We start from the raw sequence: 23,962 nt of genomic DNA, 5'->3' as shown, positions 1-23,962 counted from the left end.
GCCGGACGGGCCAGCGGCCTGTCGCACCATGCATGGGCGATCAAAGAGCCAAAAACGGCTCTTGTCGAATACATCGCATGCACAGGTGCGACGCCCTTCTCTCAAGCACCAAGAACGCGCCGGATACCCTCTACCGGCCAGGCCAACCGGCCGTTCACCCGAACCGGTCGCAGAGGTCCATTTTCGGCGGATGCCCATATGCCTGCGGCTGTTCAAGGAGTACGGGCTGCCCACGGCAAATGCCGAGATTGCGACCTTCGGCGCGCAGCGGGTGCTCGTCGTCGAGCGTTTCGACCGCGTGCGATCAAACGATGGCAAGCAGCTGTTCCCGCTGGTTCAGGAGGATTTTTGCCAGGCAACGGGAACATCACCGCTGCTGAAATACGAAAATGACGGTGGGCCGGGGTTAAAACAGATGTTTACCCTGCTGCAGCAATCGCAGCAGAGCGCTGCCGACATGCACACGCTGATGGCCTCCCAACTTCTGTGCTGGATGCTGCGCGCCCCCGATAGCCACGCCAAGAACTTCAGTATCGAGCGACTCGCGGGCGCCGGCCGGTTCAAGCTGACGCCCATCTATGATGTGATGTCCGGCTATCCTGTGATCGGCTCAGGACCCAAGCAGTGGGCCGAACGCAAGCTCAAGATGGCGATGGCACTACTCGGTAGCAACCGGCACTACCTCGCGCATGGCATCCAGCGGCGACACTTCAACAGCACTGCAAAGGCGGTCGGCTATGGCGCGCACGCCGAACCGCTCCTGCTCGATTTCATTGCCCGCACACCCGCCATCGTGGACAAGGTCCGCAGCGAACTGCCTGTGGGTTTTTCGGAAAAGGTGGCGGACAGAATTCTGGGCGGCCTGCTTGCTTTAGCAGCCACCCTCCAATAGATGCCGCCAGCCTGAAGGGAAGGACTCTCGGCTTGCGCGACGCATTGCTGCACCGCGCAATGACGTCCAGCACATTTAAGCGCAAGATGAGCACGTGCTTGCGCAAAGCAGGCTCCCGATGTCTGGCTTGCCTACCTGGGGAAATATCATGTCCGCACACACTTACAAGCTGATCGAACTGGTTGGCACATCGACCGAGAGCAGCGATCAGGCGATACGCGATGCCGTTACCAAGGCGGCGCTGACGGTCAAGCATATGGACTGGTATGAAGTGACCGAGTCACGCGGCCATATTGTCGACGGCAAGGTGGCGCACTTCCAGGTCACGCTCAAGGTCGGCTTCCGGCTCGAGTAAAGGGTTCGAGTAAAGGGTTCGAGTAAGACGGGCGGCGCGCTCACCGCCGCCCAGGCGCTCCCCGGCTCTCCAGCCACTCCCGGCCGCCGCTGTCCAGCGCGGCTTGAATCACCTTTTCCGGCAAGCTGTAGACGGTCGCCCAGCTGGCGCGGCCATCCTGCGTGTTGGCGGGAAAGCTGTGCGTCTCGATGGGCCAGTGGTATTTGCGTTTCAGCGCCTTGACGATGGCGGCCAGCGAGACGCGGCCTTGCAGCGGTTCTGCGCCGGACTGGTCGCGGTTCGACAGCAGCACGGCCAGGACCTGGCCGCGGCCCGTGCGCGCGCCGGGGAAGGTGGGGGTTTTGTTTGCCATGGCCTATTTTACCGGGCAATTATCGGACGCGATGCGATGTGCCGCACCTTTGATCTGGCGCCAGCGCCGCAGCGGCTTTACGTCCACGATGGGTATTTCGCCAGGCGGGCCAGCGCCGCCCGCCAAGCGGCGTCGGCCTTTCTTACACTGTGCCTCCGTCAGTTCAGTTCGCTTTACGCAAGCACTTGATTTCATGTGATTTTTTTGTGTGGCACGCAAGCTGCTTATCACTGTCTGCGAGATGAATCCAGACAAGTCATTCTGGATTCTTTATCCCCCGGATTTTCCGAGACTGACCACGATACGAGGCTGCGATGAACGTCGATCACACACGAAGCAAGACCCTGGGCTGGCTGGGCGTACTGGCGGCGGCAAGCCTGCTGGTCTGCGGCCAGGCGCAGGCCGGCGCGTACGGCCTGGCCGTCAACGACTTGAGCAATTTCCGTATCACCACCAGCGCCGGTAACTTGTCGCTGGCCGGCGCCAACCGCAATGCCAGCGATAGCGCGTTTTTCGAAGGCGGCGTGGCCGTCAATCCGCGTGCCGTCAATACGGGCCCGGCCGCCAACGCGGACGTGCTGCAAGTGTGCTCGGGCGGCGGCTGCAGCGGCTTGCCGCAAAATAGCTACGCCCCCAGCCCCAGTTCCACCCTGGAGTTCGCGCGCGGCGATGCGCATGCCTTCGGCAATATGCTCAATGGCGGCGCCACCGTGCGCGCCGTGGCGGAAGCACAGCGCAACACGGTCGGCGCCGCCACGGCCACGGCCGGCGACACCCTCACCGGCTCCGTCAACCTGACCCTCTCAAGCGCCGGCTTCATCACCTTCAGCTTCATGGGACGACGCGATCTGCGCACCAGCGTGACGACCTTGGGCGACAAGTCGAACGTGTCGATCATGGATATCTTCAATATCTCCTGCAACAGCGCCAGCCCCGTCGGCTGCCTGTCGAACGCGAACGCCGATGGCGTGATCTTCCAGTTCGCCCCCGATGGCGATGCCAACAATGGCAGCGACATCAACGGCAACCATACGGTCGGCAGCCTCGACCCGTTCAGCCTGAACTTGACAGCCGGCACCAACGACCCGGCCACCGGGCGCGCCTTCACGAATGGCTTTGCGCTGTTTTCCCTGACCTCGAATTTCGCCCTGCCGGCCGGCAGCTACACCTTGAACTTTTCCAAGTCCACGCGCACCGACATCGTCGTCATCGATCCCCTGGCCGTGCCGGAACCAGGCACCCTGTTCCTGCTGGGCCTGGGACTGGCCGCCCTCGCCTACACGCGCCGCCGCCAGCCGCAATAGACACTGTCGGAGGCGTGTCAGCCGAGCCGCGCCAGCGCCTGGCGCGCCAGCTGCAATTGCTGCGAATAATAGCGGTGCAACATGGCCGGGTCGCTCAGGTCATGGCCGAGGATCAGGCGCAGCTCGCTGGCAGGGCAATCGGCGGCCTGGGTCTGCACCTGCGTTTGTACCTGCGTCCCCAGCTGGCGGACCAGCTGGCGCGCCGCCAGCTCCTGCGCGGGCCGATACTCGACGCGCGTGCGCGCCACCTGAAAGCTGGTTTCATTGCTCAGGCGCACCACCTGCACGGGAGCACCGGCCAGGCTGCGCGCCAGCGCGGCGGCCAGGCCGGGCACGCCGTTGCCGTTCACAATTTCCAGGCGCGGAGGCGGTACGCCAGCCGCCGCCACGGGCCGCTCAAGCACGCTGACGGGCGCGCTGTGCGCCGCCGGCACGCGCTGCAAGCGGGCCATGCCCTCGCTCTGCGTGATCTCCACGCGCGCCATGGCACGCGCATCCTGCGCCGGCGTCGGCGTCGGCGCGGGCGCAGGCACGCCCTGCGGTGGCGCCTCCTTGCGCAAGACGGCCAGGTCGCGCCGCAAATCGTGTTCCTGCAAGCTGGCCGCCTGGCGCCGCATGACGGCCGCGCGTTCGTGTTGCCCCAGCCGTTCGAGCACTTGCGCCAGGTGCTGCCAGGCCAGCGCATTGAGCGGGTCGAGCAAGCACGCCTGTTCCAGCGCAGTCAACGCTTGCGCATCGCGTCCGCTTAAATGATAGGCATGACCGAGATTGCTGAACAGATAGGCTTGCTGCGGCAGCGGCGTGCCCGCCTCCTGCGTCAAGGCCAGCCAATGGGCAATCGCCGCGTCGTGTTCGCCCCGCTGCGCATGCAGCACGGCCAGGCCGTTGCGCGCGTTCACGTGGCGCGGCGCATGGCGCAGTGCTTGCTCATAGGCCGCTTGCGCGGCGGGCAGGTTGCCCCGCTCGAAGTGCTGGCGCCCCGTCAGATAGGCGGCATCGGCATCAGGCCACGCCGGCCCTGGCACGTAGGCCAGTTGCGTGGCACAGGCGGCCAGGCCCAGGCAGGCACAGGCGGCTGCCTGGCGGGATATGGTCAAGCGCATGGTGACTCCTTTCAGCGGCTGGCCATGGCCGGCACGAGCACGCGATAGACTTCGATCACGGCCGGCCCCATGAGCACCAGCATGAGGGTGGGAAAGACGCAAAAGATCAGCGGGAACAGCAGTTTCAGGGCAATCTTCGCTGCCGCCTCTTCGGCCAGCAGGCTGCGCTTGCCGCGCAGGTTTTCCGAATGCACGCGCAGCGAATCGCCCATGCTGGTGCCGAAGCGTTCCGATTGAATCAGCATGGCGACCAGGGTGTCGACATCTTCCACGCCGCTGCGCAGGGCCAGGTTGCGCAGCGCCTTTTCCTTGGAAAAGCCGGCGCGCATTTCCATCAGCACCAGTTGCAATTCCTGCGCCAGCACCACGCTCTTGATGTGGATTTCGCCCGACACTTTGACCAGCGCGCGCTCCAGGCTCAGGCCCGCTTCCACGCAGACGGTCAGCAAGTCGAGCGCGTCGGGAATGTTTTCAAAGATGTCGCGCTGGCGCCGCTTGGCCGTGCTGGCCAGCACCAGATTCGGCAGGTAATAGCCGATGGTGGCGCTGACGCACAGCAGCAACAGCAGCACGCTGCGCAATTGCGCCGCCATGGCGCTGGCCGCATACAGGCCCAGCACAGTGGGAAACAGCAGGGCCAGCACGCTTTTCGCGGCGAAGTACAGGGCCGGCGCGCTGGCTTGCCGCCAGCCCGCGTTCATGAAACGCGTGCGCAGCGGCGAGCGCTCCCAGCCCTCTTCCGGCAGCGACAGCTTGCTGAACGGCTGCGCCACGCGCGCCACGCGCTCCACCCAGCCCGTGTCGGCCACCGCCTCGCTGGCGGCCGGCGTCATGGAACCGAACAGGCGCTGGCGCAAGGCGCCGGGAAAGAAGATCAGCCACGCCAGCAGGGCCAGCGCCACCACCACGGCGAAGACGATCACGAGAAACAGCAGTTGTGCACCGCTCATGCCACCTCCTGTTTTAGATACGGATGCGGATGACGTTGCGCATCCAGACGACGCCCAATGCCACCATGCCGGCCGCGTACCACAGCAACTTGATGCCGCTGGGATCGGTCCACAGCAGGCGGATGTATTGCGGGTTGACCAGCGCCATGACGCCGATCATCACCACCGGCATCAAGCCCAGCACCCAGGCCGACATGCGCCCCTCGGCCGACAGCACGCGCACCTGTCCCAGCAGCTTTAAGCGGGCGCGGATGATGCGCGCGATGCTGACCAGCACTTCCGCCAGATTGCCGCCCGATTCGCGCTGCACCAGCACGGCGATGACGAGGTAGCGCAAGTCCGTCAGCGGAATGCGCGCGGCCAGGTTTTGCAGCGCCTCGTTCATCGGCACGCCGTAATTGATTTCTTCGTGCGCCATCTTGAATTCACCGCTGATCGGCTCATTGAGTTCATCGCCCACCATCTGCAGCACATTCGAAAACGAGTGCCCGGCGCGCAAGGCGCGGGCCAGGAAATCGGCCGCTTCCGGCAATTGCGCCTCGAACTTTTTCAGCCGCGCCGCGCGCGCGCGCAGCACGACCATGCACGGCCCGCCGCCGGCCAGGCCCAGCAGCAGCAAGGCGCCCGGCAGCGGCATGGGCCAGATGGCCAGCCACAGCAGCGCCGCCAGCAACAGGGCGCCCGCGCCGCCCAGGAACTGCGCCACCGACCAGGACAAGCCCGATTGCAGCAGCAGGTGGTCGAGCCGTGCCGCCTGCGGCAGGCGCCGCAGCCAGCGCTCCAGACCGGGCGCACGCGCATAGCGGCGCTGCTTGAGGATGGAGACCCGCTCGCCGTCCGCCTCGCCGCGCGCCGCCATCAGCCGCAAGCGCCGGTTGATGCGCCGCGCCGCGCTGCCATGCGTGCCCGACCACCACAGCCAGGCGCCCTCCACCATCAGGATGCAGGCGGCGAACAGCAGCACGGCAAAGCCGTAGAAGACCAGATCCATGCTTGCCCTCCTTATTCGTAGATGCGGTCGGGATCGAAGACACTATCGGGTACCGGCGCGCCGAACATGCGCAGGCGTTCCGTAAAGCGGGGCCGCACACCCGTAGCGCAAAAGTGGCCCTGCACCTTGCCCTCGGCATCGACGCCCGTCTGCTCGAAGCGGAAGATTTCATGCATGGCGATGATGTCGCCCTCCATGCCCGTCACTTCCTGCAGGCTGACCAGCTTGCGCGCGCCATCCGTCAGGCGCGACACTTGCATCACCACCGTCACGGCAGAACAGATCTGCTGGCGCGTGGCGCGCGGCGTCAGGTTCACGCTGGCCATGCCGACCATGTTTTCCAGCCGCGCCAGCGCGTCGCGCGCCGTGTTCGAGTGGATCGTCGCCAAAGACCCCTCATGGCCCGTGTTCATCGCCTGCAGCATGTCGAGCGCCTCGGCGCCGCGCACCTCGCCCAGGATGATGCGGTCGGGCCGCATGCGCAGCGCATTGCGCACCAGCGCGCGCTGCGATACTTCCCCCTTGCCCTCGATATTCGGCGGACGCGTTTCCAGGCGCACCACGTGCGGCTGGCGCAGCGCCAGTTCGGCCGCATCCTCGATGGTGACGATGCGCTCGCTGCCGGGAATGAAGCCGGACAGCACGTTGAGCAGGGTCGTCTTGCCGCTGCCCGTGCCACCCGAAATCAGGATGTTGACTTTCGCCTGCCCCAGCGCCTGCAGCACCTGCACCATGGGCGGCGTCAGGCTTTTGTAGTCGAGCAGATTGGCGATCGTCAAAGGCTGCACGGCGAAGCGCCGGATCGACAGGATCGGGCCATCGACGGCCAGCGGCGGAATGATGGCATTGACCCGGGAGCCGTCCGGCAGGCGCGCATCGACCATCGGGCTCGATTCGTCGACGCGCCGTCCCACGCGCGAGACGATCTTTTCGATGATCTTCATCAGGTGCGCATTATCGTGGAAGGTCACGTCCGTCAGCTGCAGCCGCCCGCCCCGCTCGACATACACCTTGTCGCAGGTATTGACGAGGATATCGGACACGCTGGCATCGGCCAGCAAGGGCTCGAGCGGGCCAAAGCCCAGCATCTCGTGCTGGATGTCGAGCACCAGGCTATGTCGTTCGTGCTGGTTCAGCACGATGCGCTCTTCCTCGATCACGCGCTGCACCAGCAGCGCCAGCTCGTGCTTGAACTGCTCGGCCGTCAGGCGCTTCAAGCGCTCCAGGTCGATACGGTCGAGTATCGTCTGGTGCATGGTCTTCTTCAGCTCCTGGTAGGCGTGCAGGGCCAGCGCCCCTTGTCCATTCGTGGCGGGGCGCAGCGTTTCATTCGCCGCCAGGCGTTCGCGTAAAGTCATCTCGACTCCCATGATGGCTCCCGGCGGGAGCCTTGACATCTCTCCCGGTCCTAAGCCTCGCTGCGGCTGAACAGGCGGTCGAACAGGCCGCGGCTTTCCGTCACGCGGCGCGCCGTCACCAGTTCCACCAGTTCGGCCAGGCTGCGCGCCACGGCGCTGGTGCGCGACAGCTGCAGCAGCGGGATGCCCTGGTTGACGGAATCGGTGGCGGCGATGTAATCGTTGGGCACCGTGTGCACCACTTCCGCGCCCAGCGCCTGCTCCAGGTCGGCCAGGCGCAGCCGTCCGCCCTTTTCATAGCGGTTGACGATCAGGCGCAAGCGTTCGCCCGGATAGCCAAGCGAGCGGAAAATGTCGAGCAGGCGGCGCCCGTCGCGGATGTCGGGCAAGGCCAGCTGCAGCACCGGGTAGATGGCGTCGGCGCTGTCGAGCGCGCGCAGCGACAGCGCATCGATCTGGCGTCCCACGTCGAGCACGATGTAGTCGTAGTGCTGGCGCGCCACGGCCAGGATGCGGTCCATGTGCTCGGGCTGCATGTCGACCTTGTGCGCGGGGTCGTCGGCCGCCGCCAGCACGCCGAAGTTCGGCGTCACGTGCACCAGGCACGAAGCGAGAAAGGCGCCATCCATGCGCGCGATCTGCGCGCAGATATCGGACAGGGTCATGGCCGGCTTCTGGTCCGAGACATACAGGGTCGCATCGCCGAACTGGCCGTGCAGGTCGATCAGCAGCACCTTGCAACAGGCCAGGCTGGCCAGCGCGTAGGAAAAATTCGTCGACAAAAAGGTGGCGCCGCTGCCGCCCTTGCATGAAATGAAAGCGAGCACTTTACCGTCGCGCATCTGCGTCACGCCGGCCTGGATATCGACCCTGTCCATCGCCTCATGGAAAGCCTTGTGCACCAGCGGCAGTTGCAGCACTTCGCGCATGCCGGCGCGCATGGCGCGTATCAGGACATCCTGCTGCTGGCCGCGCGTGAGCAGCATCAGCACGGCCAGCGGATACTGGCGCGCCAGGCGCTCGAGCAGGTCGGCTTCGTCGGCATCGATGCCGCTGGCGTCGACGATCACCAGCTCGGGCGCTTCGGGCAGCATGCGCTCGACGGCGTCGCGCAGGCCGCTGCGCCGCTCCAGCAGCCGCAGCACAGGCATGCGGGCCGCGCCCTGCGCCGCGATTTCATCGTGCAAGCTGGCGTCGCGGGTAATCATCAAGGCTTTCATCGCGCCTCCTTCATTGAATGCAACACATTCGGCTGCGCCGGCGGATCGGCGCTCATGGACAAAAACCGGGATTGTCCGGATACCCCAGCGACTCGGCCACCGCCATGGTGGTCGCGCTGGGCAAACGTATGGCGCCTGCGCCGGAAGGAAACATCATCCCCAGCAGCGGCAGGACAGGACGGTAGGGCACGCTCTCGCAGCGCGCGCCATCACCCGGCTGGCACAGGCGCGCACGCACGAAGCGGATGCAGCTGGCGCCATGTGGATCGTCCAGGCAATTGATGCGGTTGCGTTGCGGACAGCCCGGCAGCACCGTCACCGTCACGGCCGCCAGCGCGGCGCCGCCAGCGCTTTCCGACAAATAATCGATGCGCACATGCGCGTCGCTGATGCCGCCGCCCAGCGGCAGCGTACCCGGCGTGGCGCGCAGCACGGCTTGCGTGCGCACCGCTTGCAAGGCGCCGGCATTGCTGAAATCGGTGACGGCGGCAGCGCGCGCCGCGCGCCGGGTAATCTCATGCACCATATTCCACACGTACACGGCGCGCGCCATTTCCAGCACGGCAAACAGGAACAAAAAGAACAGCAGCGCCAGCATGGCGAATTCGACGGCGAAGACGCCGCGCTGGCGCTGCCGCTGCCGGCGGAGGCGCAGGTTAATGGACATAGCGCAATGTCGCGTTGGCGCGCAGGGGAATCGGCGCCAGTTGCGGCAACCACTTGCGGGTCAGCGCAGGCAGGAAATCGACCGGCATGTCGGCGGTGACCTTGATGCGCACCTGCAGCGGCGCCGTCGCGTAACTGCCGCAGGCATAGGAATCGTCGGCGTACACGCAGTCCACATTGACCCATGCGGGATTGATGCTCGGCCAGCTTTCCGCCATCGCCTCGGCCACCATCTCCCGGGCCAGCGCGGCGCCCTGGCTCGCCGTGTCGAACTTGCCCATCTGCGGCAGCGGCATGGTCGCCATATAGCGCGCCGCATCGTGCGCGCTTTTTTGCAGGGCCGTGTACACCAGCAGCGCGCGGCCAAACAGCAGCACGAAGGGCAGCAGCCCCATGAAAAACAGCAGGATCAGCGCCAGCTCGATGGCGGCGACTCCGCCCTGGCGGCGCGCAGTGCGGCAGGGCGGCCTCATTGCAGCAGCTCCGCGGGACCGACCAGCGTCCCCTCGTCCACCAGCCCGGCAAATTCGGCGCTCAATACGCCATTGCTGGCCGGCGCCGTCATGAAGAAGCGGCCGATGCCGCGCACCTGCGCCAGCACGTCGCTGCCGGGAGGTACGGGACAGGCCAGCAGGGCAATGTGCAGCAGGCGCCGCAGCGCCACGCCCGTGTTGCCGGTCGGCGCCGTCTGGAATCCCAGCGTCTGGTAGGGCGGCGTGGCAGGGTAGCCAGACTTGGCGGCCGGCGCGGCCGGGCTGGCCGGATACAGCTTGGGCCAGTCGCTGGTGGCAAACGCCACATAGCCGCCGGCCGGCTTCACACTGCTGTATTTGACAGCCCTGGCAAACGACCACAGCGGTCCATAACTGCCGACGGCGGGCGGCGTCGCGTTCGATTCCGGGTCGGCCACGGACAGTAGCGGATTGCCCGTGCTCAGGGCGCTCGGCGCGTCGGGCGTGTTCGTCATCCACCAGCTCGCGGCCGTATTCGGATAGGCGCGGATATTCGTGTCGGGCGGCGCCGTGACGACATGGCAGCCGCTGCCCGCATGCTGGTTGAAGCGCGCATTGAAAGCCGTCCACAGCGTGGCGGGAAAAAGCCGGTGCACATGCACCTGGGCGTTGCCGATGCGCGGATACAGCACCGTGCCGCTGCAGACAAACGGCAGCACGCTCGCTGCGCCGACCTGCTGCGACGTTCCCACCACGCCCGCCTGGCCCAGCGGATTGAGCACGAAATGTTCGGCCGCCGGGCCGTGCGGATTGAGCTGCAACAAGTTATACGCCACGCCGCGGCGAAAGCCATATTCCAGCAACTCGACGGCCGGCAGCAGCGCCGCATTCGTGCGCGGGCTGGCCGCGCTGGCCGACAGCGCGCAGACGGCCAGCGGCATCAGGTGCAAGCTGGTGCGCCCCGCCACGGCGCGCGCCCCCGTGTCCAGGGTGCGCAACGCCGGCGACCAGGCGCCGAGAAAGGCCGTCGCCACCCGCCCCAGCGAGGGGGTATTGGCCTGCGTATCGACACGCACGAACAGCGCCGTGGCGGCGTCGGGCACGGCGCCAGCCGCATGCCACTCGCTGGCAGGCGCCTCTGGCGCGCTGGCGAAGCGGATGCTGGCGTCCGACAGGATGGCGCCCTGCATGCGGCGCCGCCATGCGCTCCTGTCGGCCGCGCTGCTCTTGGCTTTTTCCACGGCAAGAAGCAGACCCTCGGGCGTGCCCACCAGTTCCGCGGCGGCCGCCAGCGCCGCGTTGTCGGCCAGGTTTTGCAGTTCCGTCTTGCGGCCAATGACCTGGCCCACATCGAGCGCCAGGCCGATAAAACCCAGCACCACGATGAGCAGGATGGAAAAGGCGATCAGCATCGCCCCGCGCTGAGCCTGGCGTCTATTTGCCATTGCCGCCTCCCAGCATGAACTGCACCGGCTGCGGCGCCTGGGCGTTCGGTTCGGCAAACGACGCGCGGTAACGCTGCATGACGGCGTGCGCGCTGGGACCGTCAAGGCCATCGGCCGGCGTGCGCTTGCCCGCGCTGGCCGGATCGCGCACCTGCTGCGCCATGGCCAGGCGCACGGCGTCGCCGAAGCGCCGGTCCAGCTGCGGCGTGCTGCCTTGCGCGCAGGCGGCCAGCTGCAAGGCCAGGGCCAGGGCGGAAAAACGCCGCAGCGATATCAGGAGCGAGCTCGGCATGGCGTATCTCCCCGTCTCATTTCAACTCGAAACCGTTAGCCACGCGCAGTGGAGGCACGGACGGCGGCACGGACGGCGGCGGCACGGAGCTTTCCATCTTGCCGCCCAACATCAAGTCCATGCGCGAGGGCGGCGCCAGCTGCGCCGTCGGCAGCACGGCATCGGCCGGCAAGGGTTTCACCAAGTGCGCGGTAATGACGAACAGCAACTCCGTGCGGTCGTGCTGGAAATCCGTGCTGCGAAACAGCGCACCGAGGATAGGCACTTCGCTGAGCCAGGGCACGCCCGTGATGTTGCTCACCTGGTTGTTCTTGATCAAGCCGCCGATGGCATAGCTCTGGCCGTCGTACAGCTGCACCGTGGTCGAGGCGCGCCGCGTGGTGATGACGGGCAAAATTGAGCGTCCGCTGACGCCGGCGGCGGAAATGCCCACCCCCTCGCGCGACAGTTCCGACACTTCCGGCGCCACCTTCAGATTGATGCGCCCGCCCGACAGCACGGTGGGGGTGAAGCGCAGGCCGACGCCATACTCGCGCTCTTCCAGGGTGATCTTGTTGTTGTCCTGGCCGACGGGAATGAAGATCTTGCCGCCGGCCAAAAAACTGCCCTCTTGCCCGCTGATCGCCATCACCGTCGGTTCGGCCAGGATGCGCACCAGGCCATCCTGTTTCTGCGCCTCGATGGTCAGCTGCTGGCGGCCATTCGACTTGCGCACGTCGAGCAAGCCATTGGCCGTACCGCTGAGGAAATTCGACAGCAAGGTGGTGGCCCAGCTGCCGGACGCGAAGCGCAGGGTGGCGCCCACTTCCAGCCGTTCCAGCAGCGACTTCGACACTTCGGCGATCTGCACGGCCAGCATCACTTGCTGCGGCGCACTGACGTCGAGCATGTTGATGATGCGGCTGTGCGCGCCACCCGCGCCGCCAGCGGGCGCCGTGGCGGCGAGCGGCATGGCGGCACCATCGGCAGGCTTGGGCAGCGCCAGCGGCACTGTAGCGCGGCGCACATAGGCGTGCGCCAGCTCGACGGCGCGCAGCACGGCGCCCGCATCCTGTACCGTGCCCGACAGCACCAGGGTGTCGGCCACGGCCGTGACGCGGATGGCTTTCTCTTCCGGCATGAGGGCCGCCAGCGTCGTTTGCAAACCGGCCGGGTCCATGCTGACGCTGACGTTCACCACGCTGCACACGCCGCTCTTGCCCTGGATGATCATATTCGTGCTGCCCACGTCGACGCCGACCACATACAAGGTGTCGGGCGCGACCAGCATGGCTTGCAGCACGGCCGGATTGCCGACGCTGCGCTGTTGTACCGCTTCAGGCAGGCGCAGCATGCTCGACTTGCCCACCTGTAGTTGCAGATTGCCGGGCGAGGCCGCTTCACCGCCGCAGCGCAGGCCAGGATCGGCCGCCGCACCGGCAAGCGGCGACAGCAGGCAGCACAGTATCAGCAGGGCGCGGTTCATGAGCGTGTCCATGGTTGAGCAAGGCAGCTAAAAACATTCGCGCGACTGGCGCGTCCCGTCGATGACGCCGCTGCACTGGCGCGCCTGCTCCGGCGGCGCCTTCGCCATGCGTACCGGGCGCGGCGCGGCGACCGGCACGGGCGCGGCGGCAGGAGCGGGCTCGGCTTCATGCGGTCCGCCCAGCAAGGTCAGCTTGGTGGCGCCCGCCGTCACGCCCGGCTGCGGGTCGACCTGGTTGCGCAGCACCAGCGACAGGCTGCCCACGCTGCGCGCCAGATCCAGGTTTTCCGCCTGTTCCGGCGTCACTTCCAAGGTCACGGCATTGACCACGCGCGGCTTGGTCTCGTCGCGCCCCACTTCCTGCGCCACGGCCAGCACGAGGATGCGTTCGAGCACGATCTTGGAAATATTGCGGCTTTGCGGAAATGCGCGGTCGCCGGCATCCTGCTGGGTACTCACGATGATGTCGACATAGTTGCCAGGCAAGGCGAAGCCGGCCACGCCGATCACATCGTTGACGCGCACGGTGATGGCGCGCCGCCCTTGCGTGATCAGGGCCGACAGGCCGCCCAGGGTGCCGGCCGGCGCCAGCTTGGCTTCGCTCAGCGGCTCGCCGCGCAGCACGCTGGTTTTCAGCACCCGTCCCGCCAGTCTCAAAGGGTCTTGCAGCGCGCCCTGCGGCAAGCTTTCCGCCGGCCATACGGCCAGGCGCAGCATCTCTGGCGTCAGGCGCTGGCCCAGGTTGACATCGCTGGCGGCGACGACGATCTTGCCCTTGCCGGCCGGCGTCTGGCGCAACAGCCAGTGCGAGGCCAGCAGCACTGCCAGCAGGCCCAGCACCACAGCCAGGCCCATCATCAAGAGGGCGCGCCGGTTTTTCATGTGATGTGCTCGCACAGGCTGGCGGCCGGCATGTCGCAGCTGGCAAACAGGGTGCTCCAGGCCTGTTCCAGGGCGGCTACCGTCAGGTGCGCTTCGCTGCCGGCAAAGCCGGCGAAGTCGCCTATGCGCGCTAGCAATTCCTGCGGATAGCTGGCCAGCAAGGGCCGTCCCTGCGCGCCGTGCAAGTGCAGCAGATGGTTCAGGGCCAGCTCGTCGATGGCCATGCCGGCCAGCCGGCATTGCTGGCGGAACAGCGCGCGATAGGCGCTCTCGGCCAACGGCCCCACCTGTACCTTGTAAGCGATGCGGCGCAACAGGGCGGCGTCAAACAGTTCTCCCGGCGGCACATTCGTAGCCAGCACGAGGGCGTTGTCGAACGGCACGCTGATCTGCACGCCGCCTGGCAAGCCCAGCTGGTCGCTGCCGCGCGCCAGCGGCTGCATCAGCCGCGTCAGCAATTCTTGCGCGCCCAGGCGCTGGCGGCCCAGGTCGTCGATGATCAGCATGCCGTTATTTGCCCGCACATGGAGCGGCGCCTGGTAGCAGCCGCCGCTGACGTCATGGCGCAGCTCCAGCATACCGGCGTCGAGCTCGGCACCCACGTGAATCACGGGACGCTGGCACAGCACCCAGCGGATGTCCGTGCTGCGCCGCTCCAGCGCCTGGCGCGCAGGGCTGACATGCTGCGGCGCGGGCCGCAGGTGCAGGGCCGGATCGTACAGCTGGATGATGTCCTGGCCGACGACGATGGCGTACGGCACGGCCACCAGCCCGTGCAGCAATTGGCCCAGCTGCAGCGCCAGGGTCGACTTGCCGCTGCCGGGCGGACCGTACAGCAGTAGCGAGCGCCCCGAATGCAGGGCCGCGCCGACCACGTCGAGCATGCCCGGCCCCGCATGGGCGCCCCCCAGCACGGCGGCCAGGTCATCACTGCCGACGCGCTGTTCCTGCGCCAGCCACGACTGGCGCGCCACCATGGCGCGGTACGCTTCCAGCGTGACGGGGGCGGCGCCGATATATGCGCAGCGCTCGAGGAAGGCGCTGGCGCGCTGCTTGCCGGCGCTCGTCAGCTGGTACTGCACGTCGATCTCGGATTCGCCACGCCAGGCCACTTCGGCCATCTGCTCCGTCACCATGAAATCGAGCACTTCGCGCAAGACATTGATCGACAGGCGCAAGCGCGTCGTCAGTGCGGACAGATGCGTCTTGCCGCTCACAAACATCAGCTTGGCGATCAGTTCGACGACCAGCGGCCGCTCGAGTCCCGTTTCACGCAAGCTCTTCGGCTGCGGCGGCAAGGGCGGCATCCGGTTCGCGTCGGCAGGGCGCGGCGCACTCTCGCTGCTCATGGAATAGTCGACCTCGGTCATGCTGCGTCTCCAAGCCGGTTAAGAGGGCATACAACAGACTTCATTCTAGCGAGCGGGGACTGGCGCCCATTGATCAAGAGCAATGAATACTAATCAGAAATAATTGCGCCCTTGCACCAGCAGGCAGCCCAGGGCAATGGCCAATCCGTAGGGCATATTGCCCACGCTGGCGCCGCTGCCGAGTGCGTTTGGCGCCAGGGGAATGCCGGCCATGCGCGCGATCATCGGCCACAGCAGCTGGCGCAGATTGCCCAGGCAGGCGCGCCACTTGCCCTGGTACGTGATCATCAGCACGGCCATCAGGCCGCCCAGGACAAACGTGGCGAAACAGATCAGCAGCACGGGCCAGGGACCGGCAAAGGCGCCCGCCATGGCGATCAGCTTGACGTCGCCGGCGGCCATGCCGCGCAGCACGTACAAAGGCAGGAACAGAAAGAAGCCCGTCGCCATGCCGCCCAGCCACAGCGGCACCACTTGTTGCGGCCACAGCCACAGGTGCAAGGCCAGCGCGGCGAGGATGCCGGACAACACCACACCATTGGGTATCTTGCGGCGTATCAAATCACTGACGGCGGCCCCCGTCACAAAGCACAGCAACAGCAAATCGCACAAGGCAGTTGCAGGCATGGCACACCTCCCGAAAAAAACCCGCCACCGGACAGCCGATGGCGGGCACCCGCTTAGGGCGTCAACACCAGGTTCGACGAAATGTCGGTGAGGACGGCCAGCAAGTTGGTCTTGATCAGCAAGAAACCGGCCGTGATGGCGGTAGCCATCAAGGCCGCAATCAGGCCGTATTCGATTGCCGTAATGCCATCCTCATCCTTGACAAACTGCTGTACTGCCGACAGGAAGGTATGCATGACAAGCTCCCAAAAGTGAATCACAAGTCCCTGGCGCAATCGGGTGTGAAACATTGCCCATTCCTGCTAATATGTTTCCTGCCGTAAATTTCTGCGCCATTGCATTGACTATAAAGCGTCCACGTTTTGGCAAATTGACGCGCCACAAGTTTCCGCATGGAAATTATCAAACCCTGTTGACATGTCGGCTGGCGCAAACAAATGTTGCGATCCGGATTGAAAGCCTTCGTCAGGGCAAGTTTTTTGCAATGAGTGCATGAATCTCATGTATTTACATGAAATATTGCATACGTTAATTGCCTATTAGGCAAAAAGACATTATCCTGCTTAGCTCTTCTTTGGAAAGGCCTCTCGCCCGGCGGTAAAGAGCGTCATGCCACCAAATAAATCTTGGCTTCTTGTAGACGGACGCGAATTGCTTGACGCAATGTTGGTATGAAGAATCTTGTGTGACTACTTTCCAGAGATCGACAATGGATTCCCTACTGAAACACATGGTGGACATGACCGGGCACCGCGACCACACGATGCTCGACATCTCCGTGATCTCGGCGGTTCAGGAACTCGCTGCCGCATCGCAGACCCGTGTGCTGGCCCTGACCACCGTGCGTGGCCAGGTGTTCGTGCGGTCGCGGGCCATCATCGTGGCGGGCAGCGTGGCCCGCATGGAAGAACATAACGACCCGACCCTGCCCGGCGAACCGCTGTCGGACTACCCGGCGCTGGCCGCCTGCATCAAACGCCATGAAGCGAGCGCCGATACCCTGTGCGCCGACGGCCGACACCTGCTGTGGCTACCCATCTGGATCGGCGACCAGGTCACCACCTGCCTGGAAATCACCAACCCCACGCCGTACACGGGCGCCACCATCCAGGTGATCGGCGGCATCGTCAGCGTGTACCGCAATTTCCAGAACCTGCTCGACTACAGCGAACGCGATTCGCTGACCGGCTTGTTGAACCGCAAGACCTTCGACGACCAGCTGGCGAAAATCCTGCACAGCCGCGGCGAACCGGAGGCGGACAAGCCGCTACCCGTCGATGCAGAACGGCGCCACCATACGGACACGGAACGGCAATGGCTGGCCGTGATCGATGTCGATCATTTCAAACTGGTCAACGATAAATTTGGCCACCTGTATGGCGATGAAGTGCTGATCCTGATCGCCAACCAGCTGCAATCGTCGTTCCGCTCGCAAGACCGCATCTTCCGCTTCGGCGGCGAGGAATTCGTCGTGCTGCTGCGCTCGATCACCCTGGACAATGCGCAGAAAATCATCGACCGCTTCCGCACCAATGTCGAGGCGCACGACTTCCCGCAAGTGGGCAGAGTGACCGTCAGCGTGGGCTTCGTCAGCATCAACGCCTACGAAGCGCCCGTCATCATCCTCGGCCGCGCCGACCAGGCCCTGTATTACGCCAAGAGCCATGGCCGCAACCTGGCATGCCATTACGACGAGCTGGTAGAGAAAGGCTTGTTGACGACCATTGCCTCGAATGACACAGCGGAGTTTTTCTAAGCATCCGCAAGGGAGAGAAAGCGCATGGGATCGACCTGCCATTTGGCGGCCGACTCATGGCCGACGATCTTGTCGGCGCCGCCAAAACCGAAGCCGCGCGACAGGTCGACCGTTTCCGGCTTGATGTAAGTCTTGCTCTTCGTACTGAAAAACACATTCACTTTCGGCGCCAGCAGATTGCTTTCGTGCGCCTCGATGACGACGGCCAGGCGGCCCGATTCCAGCATCACCATGGTGCCGACCGGATAGATGCCCACGCAGCGCATGAAATCCTGCGCGAACACGGGGTTGAAATGAAATTTGCTCCACTCATAGATCTTGCGCAGGGCTTCGGCAGCGGGAATACCCTTGTGATAGCTGCGGTCGGACGTCAGGGCGTCATATACGTCGACGATGGCGGACATCTGCGCCAGCTCGCTGATGGCGTCGCCGGCCAGCTGGTCCGGGTAGCCGCTGCCGTCGCGCCGCTCGTGGTGGTGCAAGGCGATGTCGAGGGGAATCGCGCCCACCTCGGGCGACTGGCGCAGGATCTCGTAGCCGTCACGGGGATGGCGCTTGATCAGGGCAAATTCTTCCGGCGTCAAAGGGCCGGGCTTGTTCAGCACGCTGTCGGGCACCAGTGCCTTGCCCGTGTCATGCAGCAAACCACCGAGGCCGGCCTGGTGCGTGGTGGCCGCATCGATCCCGCGTGAGCGGCAAAACGCCACCATCAGCGCGCACACGCTGACGGAATGCAGGAAGGTGTAATCGTCCTTGCTCTTGATGCGCAACAAGCCGACGAGGGCGCCGGGATTGCGCAAGATCGATTCGGTGATATCTTGCACCGTATGCTGCACGCGGTCGAGTTCGACGGCCTTGCCCAGGCGCACATCGGCCATCACCGTGCGCACCAGGCTGGCGGCCTGCCGCCGCACCTGCGTGGCGCGGGCCAGTTCCATGCCCAGCGACACGCGCGTGACCACTTGCGGCGGCGTGGCGAGTTGCACCAGTTCGCGCTCGGTCTCGGCGCGCGCCTGTGCTACGCTGGGCGCGTCCTGCACATCGAGGCCCTTGCCGCTGTCGATCACCACGTCGTGGATGCCAGCTTGCACGATCTTGCGGATTTCATCGTCGCTGCGCAACAGGAAACGGTTGCGCACGAATGGATGCGTCATCCAGTCGCAACTGAGGTCATGGATGTACATGCCCACTTTTAATTGAGACGAATCAACTTTCTTGAGCATGCTGTCATCCCACAAATACACGGCTGGAGCACCGAAGGCGCTAGAATGAGTATAACAAAATTGTTATTCTGGTGGCCGCGTTCGGCGCTGCGGCGCAACACCGTGTTTTTTCCGCTCACCGCCCCCTCAACGCACCACTATTGGGATTCATGGAACTGCGCCAATTACGCTACTTTGTTGCCATCGTTGACCACGGCTCGCTGTCGCGCGCGGCCCTGATCCTGCACGTGGCGCAGCCGGCCCTGACGCAGCAGCTGCGCCAGCTGGAAGAGGAACTGGGCGTGCAACTACTGCACCGCTCGGCCCAGGGCGTGCTCAGCACGGACGCAGGCAAGGTGTTTTATGAACATGCGCAAGCGATCCTGAAACAGGTGGCCGACGCCCGCTCGGCCGTCACGCAAAGCGCCACGCGGCCATCCGGCAATGTCACGCTGGGCTTGCCGCACAGCATCTCCGGCGCGCTGGCCCTGCCCCTGCTGCTGGCCGCGCGCGAACGCTACCCCGAGATCACCCTGCAACTGACGGAAGAAATCACGGGCAACCTCAATGAACAGCTCAAATCGGGCCGCATCAACCTGGCCGTGCTGTTCGACGATGGCCAGCTGACGCCGTTTGCCTGCAGCCCGCTGGTGGAAGAAGAGATGCGTTTTATCTGCCGCAGCGATTCGCCGTTCGCGCCCGCCGGCCATGCCGTGTCGTTCCAGCAAGCCTTGAGCGCCACCCTGATACTGCCGGGCCTGCAGCATGGCGTGCGCCCGCGCATCGACAGCCGCGCGCGCGAACTGGGCCTGGAGACGGCGAACGTGATCGAGATCAACTCGATCGCCATCCTGAAATCGGCCATCCTGGCCGGCATGGGCGCCACCATCCTGCCGGCCGCGCCCCTGTTGGCCGAACTGGACAGCGGCACCATGCGCAGCTACGCCATCCACAGCCCCGTCCTGTCACGCACGGTAGCCCTGTGCGCCTCGAAAAACATTCCCCTCACCAATGCGGGCAACGCCGTGAAAAACCTCGTGCTGCAAGTGGCCGCCGAACTGTGCGGCAGCGGGCGTTGGGTGGGGGCGAACGTACTCTCGCCCATGGCATAAGTATTTCTTATACCCCCATCGCCAAAGCGTATTTGCCCCTTCCCCTCGGTCGTTCTACACTGAGCACATTAACTATTTTAAATTTAAAATAGTTATGTGCCGCCCACACGCGGCCATCCCGTCTGCACAGCGCACGCCTTACCCGGCGCGCCCCTTGTACAGCCGTCATCTGAAACACCCTTTTGGAGACAGCCATGTCCGTGACCACGGAAAACGGCTCCGCAGCGTTCGCTAGAAACGCCGGTACCGCGCCATCTACGCCCCCCGACACTTCCCGTTTGACCAGCGTCAGCCTCGACGACAAATACACGGCCACTTCCGGCGCCATCTTCCTGTCCGGCATCCAGGCCCTCGTGCGCCTGCCCATGATGCAGCGCCTGCGCGACCAGGCCGCCGGCCTCAACACGGCCGGCTTCATCTCCGGCTACCGTGGCTCGCCCCTGGGCGGCCTCGATGAAAACCTGTGGAAAGCCAAGAAGCAGCTGGAAGCGCACCACGTACAGTTCGTGCCCGGCGTCAACGAAGACTTGGCCGCCACGGCCGTCTGGGGTTCGCAGCAGGTCGACCTGATCGGCCCGGCCAAGTACGACGGCGTGTTCGCCATGTGGTACGGCAAGGGCCCGGGCGTGGACCGCTGCGGCGATGTCTTCAAGCACATGAACCATGCGGGCACAGCCAAATTGGGCGGCGTGCTGCTGGTAGCGGGCGACGACCATGGCGCCTACTCATCGACCCTGCCACACCAGTCCGACCACCTGTTTTCCGCCTCGATGATCCCCGTCTTGTATCCCTGCAATGTGCAGGAATACCTGGACCTGGGCATCCACGGCTGGGCCATGTCGCGCTTTTCCGGCTGCACAGTGGCCTTCAAGGCACTGGCCGACACGGTCGAATCGTCAGCATCCATCGATGCCGACCCGTTCCGCGTGGAAGTGAAGATTCCGCAAGACTTCGTCATGCCCGAAGGCGGCCTGAACGCGCGCCTGTCGAGCATCCCGCTGGGCCAGCAGGCGCGCAACCAGGAAGCGCTGATGCAGGACTACAAGATCTATGCGGCCCTGGCCTATGCGCGCGAAAACAAGCTCAACCACACCACCATCGACAGCCCGAACGCCAAGCTGGGCATCATTGCGTCCGGCAAATCCTATCTGGACGTGCTCGAGGCGCTGGAAGAGCTGGGCATCGACGAGCAGATGGCGGCCGACGTCGGCATGCGCCTGTTCAAGGTCGCCATGCCGTGGCCGCTGGAGCCGGACAGCGTGCGTGAGTTTGCGCAAGGTCTCGATGAAATCCTCGTGGTAGAAGAGAAACGGCAAATCGTCGAATACCAGCTCAAGGAGCAGTTGTACAACTGGCGCGACGACGTGCGCCCGCGTGTCATCGGCAAGTTCGACGAAAAAGGCGAATGGGTCGCGCCGCGCGGCGAATGGCTGCTCACCTCGAAGGCGGATTTTTCCGTCTCGCAAGTGGCGCGTGTCATCGCCAGCCGCATCGCGCGCCTGATTTCCGATCCCGTCACCTGCGACCTGATCAAGGCACGATTGAGTTTTCTCGACGCCAAGGATGCGGTATTGAAGAAAGCCGTGAATACGCCGTTCCGCCCCGCGTTCTACTGCTCCGGCTGTCCGCACAACACCTCGACCAAGGTGCCGGACGGCAGCCTGGCCCTGGCCGGCATCGGCTGCCACGTGATGGCCACCTCGATCTACCCGGAAATGAACAAGCTGACCACGCACATGGGCGGCGAAGGCGCGCCGTGGATCGGACAAGCCGCTTTCTCGGAGCTGCCGCACGTGTTCCAGAACCTGGGCGACGGCACGTATTTCCACTCGGGCTATCTGGCCATCCGCGCCGCGCAGGCCGCCAAGGTGAACATCACCTACAAGATTCTCTACAACGACGCCGTCGCCATGACGGGCGGCCAGCCCGTGGACGGCCTCATCACCGTGCCCATGATGGCGCAGCAAGTGGCCGCCGAAGGCATCGCCCGCATCGCGCTGGTCACGGAAGATTTGAGCCGCTACAGCGACCGCAGCAACCTGCCCGCCCACGTGACCTTGCACGACCGCAAGGACATGGATGCCGTGCAGCGCGAATTGCGCGAAGTGCAAGGCGTGTCCGTGCTGATCTACGACCAGACGTGCGCGGCCGAGAAACGCCGGCGCCGCAAGAAAGGCGAGTATCCGGACGTGGCCAAGCGCATGGTCATCAACGATGCCGTCTGCGAAGGCTGCGGCGACTGCGGCGTGCAGTCGAACTGCGTGTCGATCCTGCCGAAGGAAACGGAATTTGGCCGCAAGCGCACCATCGATCAATCTTCGTGCAACAAGGATTACTCGTGCGCCAAGGGTTTCTGCCCCAGCTTCGTCACCGTCGAAGGCGGCAGCCTGAAGAAAACGAAAACGGGCGCCGGCAAGCCGGGCGAGACGGACAACTTCGGCCCCCTGCCGGAACCCGTCCTGCCCGCCTGCGACGCGCCGTACAACATCCTGATCAACGGTATCGGCGGCACGGGCGTCATCACCGTGGGCGCGCTGATGGGCATGGCGGCCCACCTGGAAGGCAAGGGCGCGTCCGTGCTGGACATGACGGGCATGTCGCAAAAGAACGGTTCCGTCACCTCGCACGTGAAGATCGCCAGGTCGCCGGCGCACATCCGCGCCCAGCGCATCGCCACGGGTGAAGCGGACCTGATTTTAGGCTGCGACATGCTGACGGCCGGCGCGCAGGACGCCGTGTCGAAAATGCGTCCGGGCCGCAGCCTGGCCGTCGTCAACCTGCACGAGCAGCCGCCAGGCACGTTTGCGCAAAATGCCGACTGGCAATATCCAACGGCGGAAGTGCGCCAGTTGATCGAGGAATCCGTGGGCGGCGCGGATGCGGCCGACTTCATCGACGCCACAAAATTAGCCACGGCGCTGATGGGCGACTCCATCGCCGCCAACCTGTTCATGCTCGGTTACGCCTGGCAAAAGGGCCGCATCCCGCTGACGGAAGCGGCCTTGCTGCGCGCCATCGAACTCAATGGCGTGGGTATCGAATCGAACAAGAAGAGCTTCCTGTGGGGCCGCCGCGCCGCCGTCGACGTGCGCAAGGTGACACAAATCGCCACACCGGCGCAAGCGATCATCGTGCAAATGCCGCAAAGCCTCGATAGCGTCATCAAAAAACGCGTGGAGTTCCTCACTGCGTATCAAAATGCTGCGTATGCGGACGGTTACTTGACCCTGGTCAAACAGGTGCGCGACCGCGAAAATACCCTGGGGCTGGGCCAGAAGCTGTCGACGGCTGTCGCCAAGAGCTATTTCAAGTTGCTGGCCTACAAAGATGAATACGAAGTGGCGCGCCTGTACACGGATGGCCGTTTCGTGGAGCAATTGCAGCAGCAGTTTGAGGGGAATTTCTCCGTAAAATTCAACCTGGCGCCACCGCTGTTTGCCAAGAAAGATGCCAAGGGCCACCTCGTGAAAGCGGAGTTCGGTTCCTGGATGTGGCGCGCCTTCAAGCTGCTGGCGAAAGCCAAGAGCTTGCGGGGCGGCACCTTCGACATCTTCGGCTATACGGCCGAGCGCAAGATGGAACGCGCGCTGATCATCGAATACCGCGAACTGCTGGCGGGAATGCTGGTCAACCTGACGGCGGACAACCTGGCTACCTGCGTGGAACTGGCCTCCCTGCCCGAGAAAATCCGCGGCTTCGGCCACGTCAAGGAAGCGGCCGTCGATACTTACCGCAAGGACAAGGCGCGATTGCTGGCGGTGCTGGCCGATGGCAGCAAGCACGCGGCCTAGGTGACTCTGGAATACAACGCTGTCAGGTAACTTGCCTGGCAGCGTTTAATTCACTATCCTGATCCTGCTATTTATTTCACCTTCTTTATCACACCAGAAAAACGACAAACACAAATTAACCATAAAAATCAATCACTTACTATCACATGACAAAACATTGGGTCGTCCAGGCAATAGCGTTGCTTAAATCCAGTCGCGACCCAGTGCCGCATGAAATCAATGAACTGGACTGGAAACTATCGTTGTCCGGCAATAAAGAGGGCGGTTTCAAAGAGCAAGCGCAACACTGGGTTAATTAACAGTGGTTGTTGGTGCTTGTAGCAACGTGATGTGCTGAGTATAAACGACGAGTGGCGATTCATAATTGAGGCGGGCAC

At 64.4% G+C, this 23,962-nt stretch carries 21 protein-coding genes and 1 pseudogene; 6 read left to right on the top strand and 16 right to left on the bottom strand.

What is annotated here, in order from left to right; translation table 11 throughout:
• Positions 1-196: 196 nt before the first annotated feature.
• Together ACQ4WS_RS14845 and ACQ4WS_RS14840 are read left to right on the top strand one after the other, a co-directional pair.
• Positions 197-892: pseudogene (locus ACQ4WS_RS14845) on the top strand (HipA domain-containing protein); the annotation flags it as partial.
• A 148-nt stretch (positions 893-1,040) separates the two neighbouring features.
• Positions 1,041-1,247 (top strand): dodecin, encoded by a 207-nt coding sequence (locus ACQ4WS_RS14840; RefSeq protein ID WP_436477419.1) that lies wholly within the window; start codon positions 1,041-1,043, stop codon positions 1,245-1,247.
• Between the two features lie 40 nt (positions 1,248-1,287).
• Here ACQ4WS_RS14840 and ACQ4WS_RS14835 read toward each other — a convergent pair whose 3' ends face one another.
• Positions 1,288-1,599, bottom strand: a complete 312-nt coding sequence (locus ACQ4WS_RS14835; protein ID WP_436477417.1) for a hypothetical protein — start codon at positions 1,597-1,599, stop codon at positions 1,288-1,290.
• A 314-nt stretch (positions 1,600-1,913) separates the two neighbouring features.
• Between ACQ4WS_RS14835 and ACQ4WS_RS14830 the strand changes: the two genes are divergently transcribed.
• Positions 1,914-2,903 (top strand): EDSAP-1 family PEP-CTERM protein, encoded by a 990-nt coding sequence (locus ACQ4WS_RS14830; RefSeq protein ID WP_436477415.1) that lies wholly within the window; start codon positions 1,914-1,916, stop codon positions 2,901-2,903.
• Between the two features lie 17 nt (positions 2,904-2,920).
• Here the strand turns inward: ACQ4WS_RS14830 and ACQ4WS_RS14825 are convergent, their stop codons facing one another.
• The 14 genes from ACQ4WS_RS14825 to ACQ4WS_RS14760 form a co-directional block, all read right to left on the bottom strand.
• Entirely contained in the window at positions 2,921-4,006 is a 1,086-nt protein-coding gene (locus ACQ4WS_RS14825) for a tetratricopeptide repeat protein (RefSeq protein WP_436477413.1), read from the bottom strand.
• Between the two features lie 11 nt (positions 4,007-4,017).
• Positions 4,018-4,956 (bottom strand): type II secretion system F family protein, encoded by a 939-nt coding sequence (locus tag ACQ4WS_RS14820; protein ID WP_436477411.1) that lies wholly within the window; start codon positions 4,954-4,956, stop codon positions 4,018-4,020.
• Positions 4,957-4,969: 13 nt separating this feature from the next.
• Entirely contained in the window at positions 4,970-5,947 is a 978-nt protein-coding gene (locus tag ACQ4WS_RS14815; RefSeq protein ID WP_436477409.1) for a type II secretion system F family protein, read from the bottom strand.
• Between the two features lie 11 nt (positions 5,948-5,958).
• The gene (locus ACQ4WS_RS14810) at positions 5,959-7,305 is read right to left on the bottom strand and encodes a TadA family conjugal transfer-associated ATPase (RefSeq protein WP_436477407.1); all 1,347 of its coding nucleotides are present in this window, start codon (positions 7,303-7,305) and stop codon (positions 5,959-5,961) included.
• Positions 7,306-7,355: 50 nt separating this feature from the next.
• Complete coding sequence (locus ACQ4WS_RS14805) at positions 7,356-8,525, bottom strand: CpaE/TadZ family protein (RefSeq protein WP_436477405.1); 1,170 nt, start codon at positions 8,523-8,525, stop codon at positions 7,356-7,358.
• A gap of 52 nt (positions 8,526-8,577) precedes the next feature.
• Positions 8,578-9,192, bottom strand: a complete 615-nt coding sequence (locus ACQ4WS_RS14800; protein ID WP_436477403.1) for a TadE/TadG family type IV pilus assembly protein — start codon at positions 9,190-9,192, stop codon at positions 8,578-8,580.
• Positions 9,182-9,664 carry a TadE/TadG family type IV pilus assembly protein gene (locus ACQ4WS_RS14795; protein WP_436477401.1) on the bottom strand — a complete coding sequence of 161 codons (483 nt, stop codon included), beginning with the start codon at positions 9,662-9,664 and terminating at the stop codon, positions 9,182-9,184. The genes ACQ4WS_RS14800 and ACQ4WS_RS14795 overlap by 11 nt, the downstream gene beginning before the upstream one ends.
• A complete protein-coding gene (locus tag ACQ4WS_RS14790; protein WP_436477399.1) occupies positions 9,661-11,088 on the bottom strand; it encodes a pilus assembly protein TadG-related protein in 1,428 nt (475 codons plus the stop codon). Before ACQ4WS_RS14790 ends, ACQ4WS_RS14795 begins: the two co-directional genes overlap by 4 nt.
• Positions 11,078-11,380, bottom strand: a complete 303-nt coding sequence (locus ACQ4WS_RS14785; protein WP_436477398.1) for a hypothetical protein — start codon at positions 11,378-11,380, stop codon at positions 11,078-11,080. Before ACQ4WS_RS14785 ends, ACQ4WS_RS14790 begins: the two co-directional genes overlap by 11 nt.
• A 16-nt stretch (positions 11,381-11,396) precedes the next feature.
• Entirely contained in the window at positions 11,397-12,845 is a 1,449-nt protein-coding gene (locus ACQ4WS_RS14780) for a type II and III secretion system protein family protein (RefSeq protein ID WP_436477396.1), read from the bottom strand.
• Between the two features lie 27 nt (positions 12,846-12,872).
• Complete coding sequence (gene cpaB, locus ACQ4WS_RS14775) at positions 12,873-13,727, bottom strand: Flp pilus assembly protein CpaB (protein WP_436477394.1); 855 nt, start codon at positions 13,725-13,727, stop codon at positions 12,873-12,875.
• Entirely contained in the window at positions 13,724-15,097 is a 1,374-nt protein-coding gene (locus tag ACQ4WS_RS14770; protein ID WP_436477392.1) for an ATP-binding protein, read from the bottom strand. The genes cpaB and ACQ4WS_RS14770 overlap by 4 nt, the downstream gene beginning before the upstream one ends.
• A gap of 93 nt (positions 15,098-15,190) precedes the next feature.
• Positions 15,191-15,724 carry an A24 family peptidase gene (locus ACQ4WS_RS14765; RefSeq protein WP_436477390.1) on the bottom strand — a complete coding sequence of 178 codons (534 nt, stop codon included), beginning with the start codon at positions 15,722-15,724 and terminating at the stop codon, positions 15,191-15,193.
• A 53-nt stretch (positions 15,725-15,777) separates the two neighbouring features.
• Positions 15,778-15,960 carry a Flp family type IVb pilin gene (locus ACQ4WS_RS14760; RefSeq protein ID WP_034752975.1) on the bottom strand — a complete coding sequence of 61 codons (183 nt, stop codon included), beginning with the start codon at positions 15,958-15,960 and terminating at the stop codon, positions 15,778-15,780.
• A gap of 473 nt (positions 15,961-16,433) precedes the next feature.
• On the opposite strand from ACQ4WS_RS14760, the gene ACQ4WS_RS14755 reads away from it, so the two are divergent.
• Complete coding sequence (locus ACQ4WS_RS14755) at positions 16,434-17,480, top strand: GGDEF domain-containing protein (protein ID WP_436477388.1); 1,047 nt, start codon at positions 16,434-16,436, stop codon at positions 17,478-17,480.
• On the opposite strand, the gene ACQ4WS_RS14750 is transcribed toward ACQ4WS_RS14755, so the two are convergent.
• Positions 17,477-18,703 carry an HD-GYP domain-containing protein gene (locus tag ACQ4WS_RS14750; RefSeq protein ID WP_436477386.1) on the bottom strand — a complete coding sequence of 409 codons (1,227 nt, stop codon included), beginning with the start codon at positions 18,701-18,703 and terminating at the stop codon, positions 17,477-17,479. The two genes, ACQ4WS_RS14755 and ACQ4WS_RS14750, sit on opposite strands and share 4 nt — an antisense overlap.
• Positions 18,704-18,852: 149 nt before the next feature.
• Here ACQ4WS_RS14750 and ACQ4WS_RS14745 point away from each other — a divergent pair, with 149 nt between their 5' ends.
• Together ACQ4WS_RS14745 and ACQ4WS_RS14740 are read left to right on the top strand one after the other, a co-directional pair.
• Positions 18,853-19,794, top strand: coding sequence for a LysR substrate-binding domain-containing protein (locus ACQ4WS_RS14745; RefSeq protein WP_436477384.1), 942 nt, complete (start codon positions 18,853-18,855; stop codon positions 19,792-19,794).
• Positions 19,795-19,988: 194 nt separating this feature from the next.
• Positions 19,989-23,585 (top strand): indolepyruvate ferredoxin oxidoreductase family protein, encoded by a 3,597-nt coding sequence (locus ACQ4WS_RS14740; protein WP_436477382.1) that lies wholly within the window; start codon positions 19,989-19,991, stop codon positions 23,583-23,585.
• The last annotated feature ends 377 nt before the right edge of the window (positions 23,586-23,962 follow it).

The sequence above is a fragment of the Janthinobacterium leeuwenhoeki genome, from assembly GCF_051380795.1.
Lineage (GTDB): Bacteria > Pseudomonadota > Gammaproteobacteria > Burkholderiales > Burkholderiaceae_D > Janthinobacterium.
Note: the sequence above shows the minus strand (reverse complement) of the source record. Positions and strands in the feature narration are given on the sequence as shown.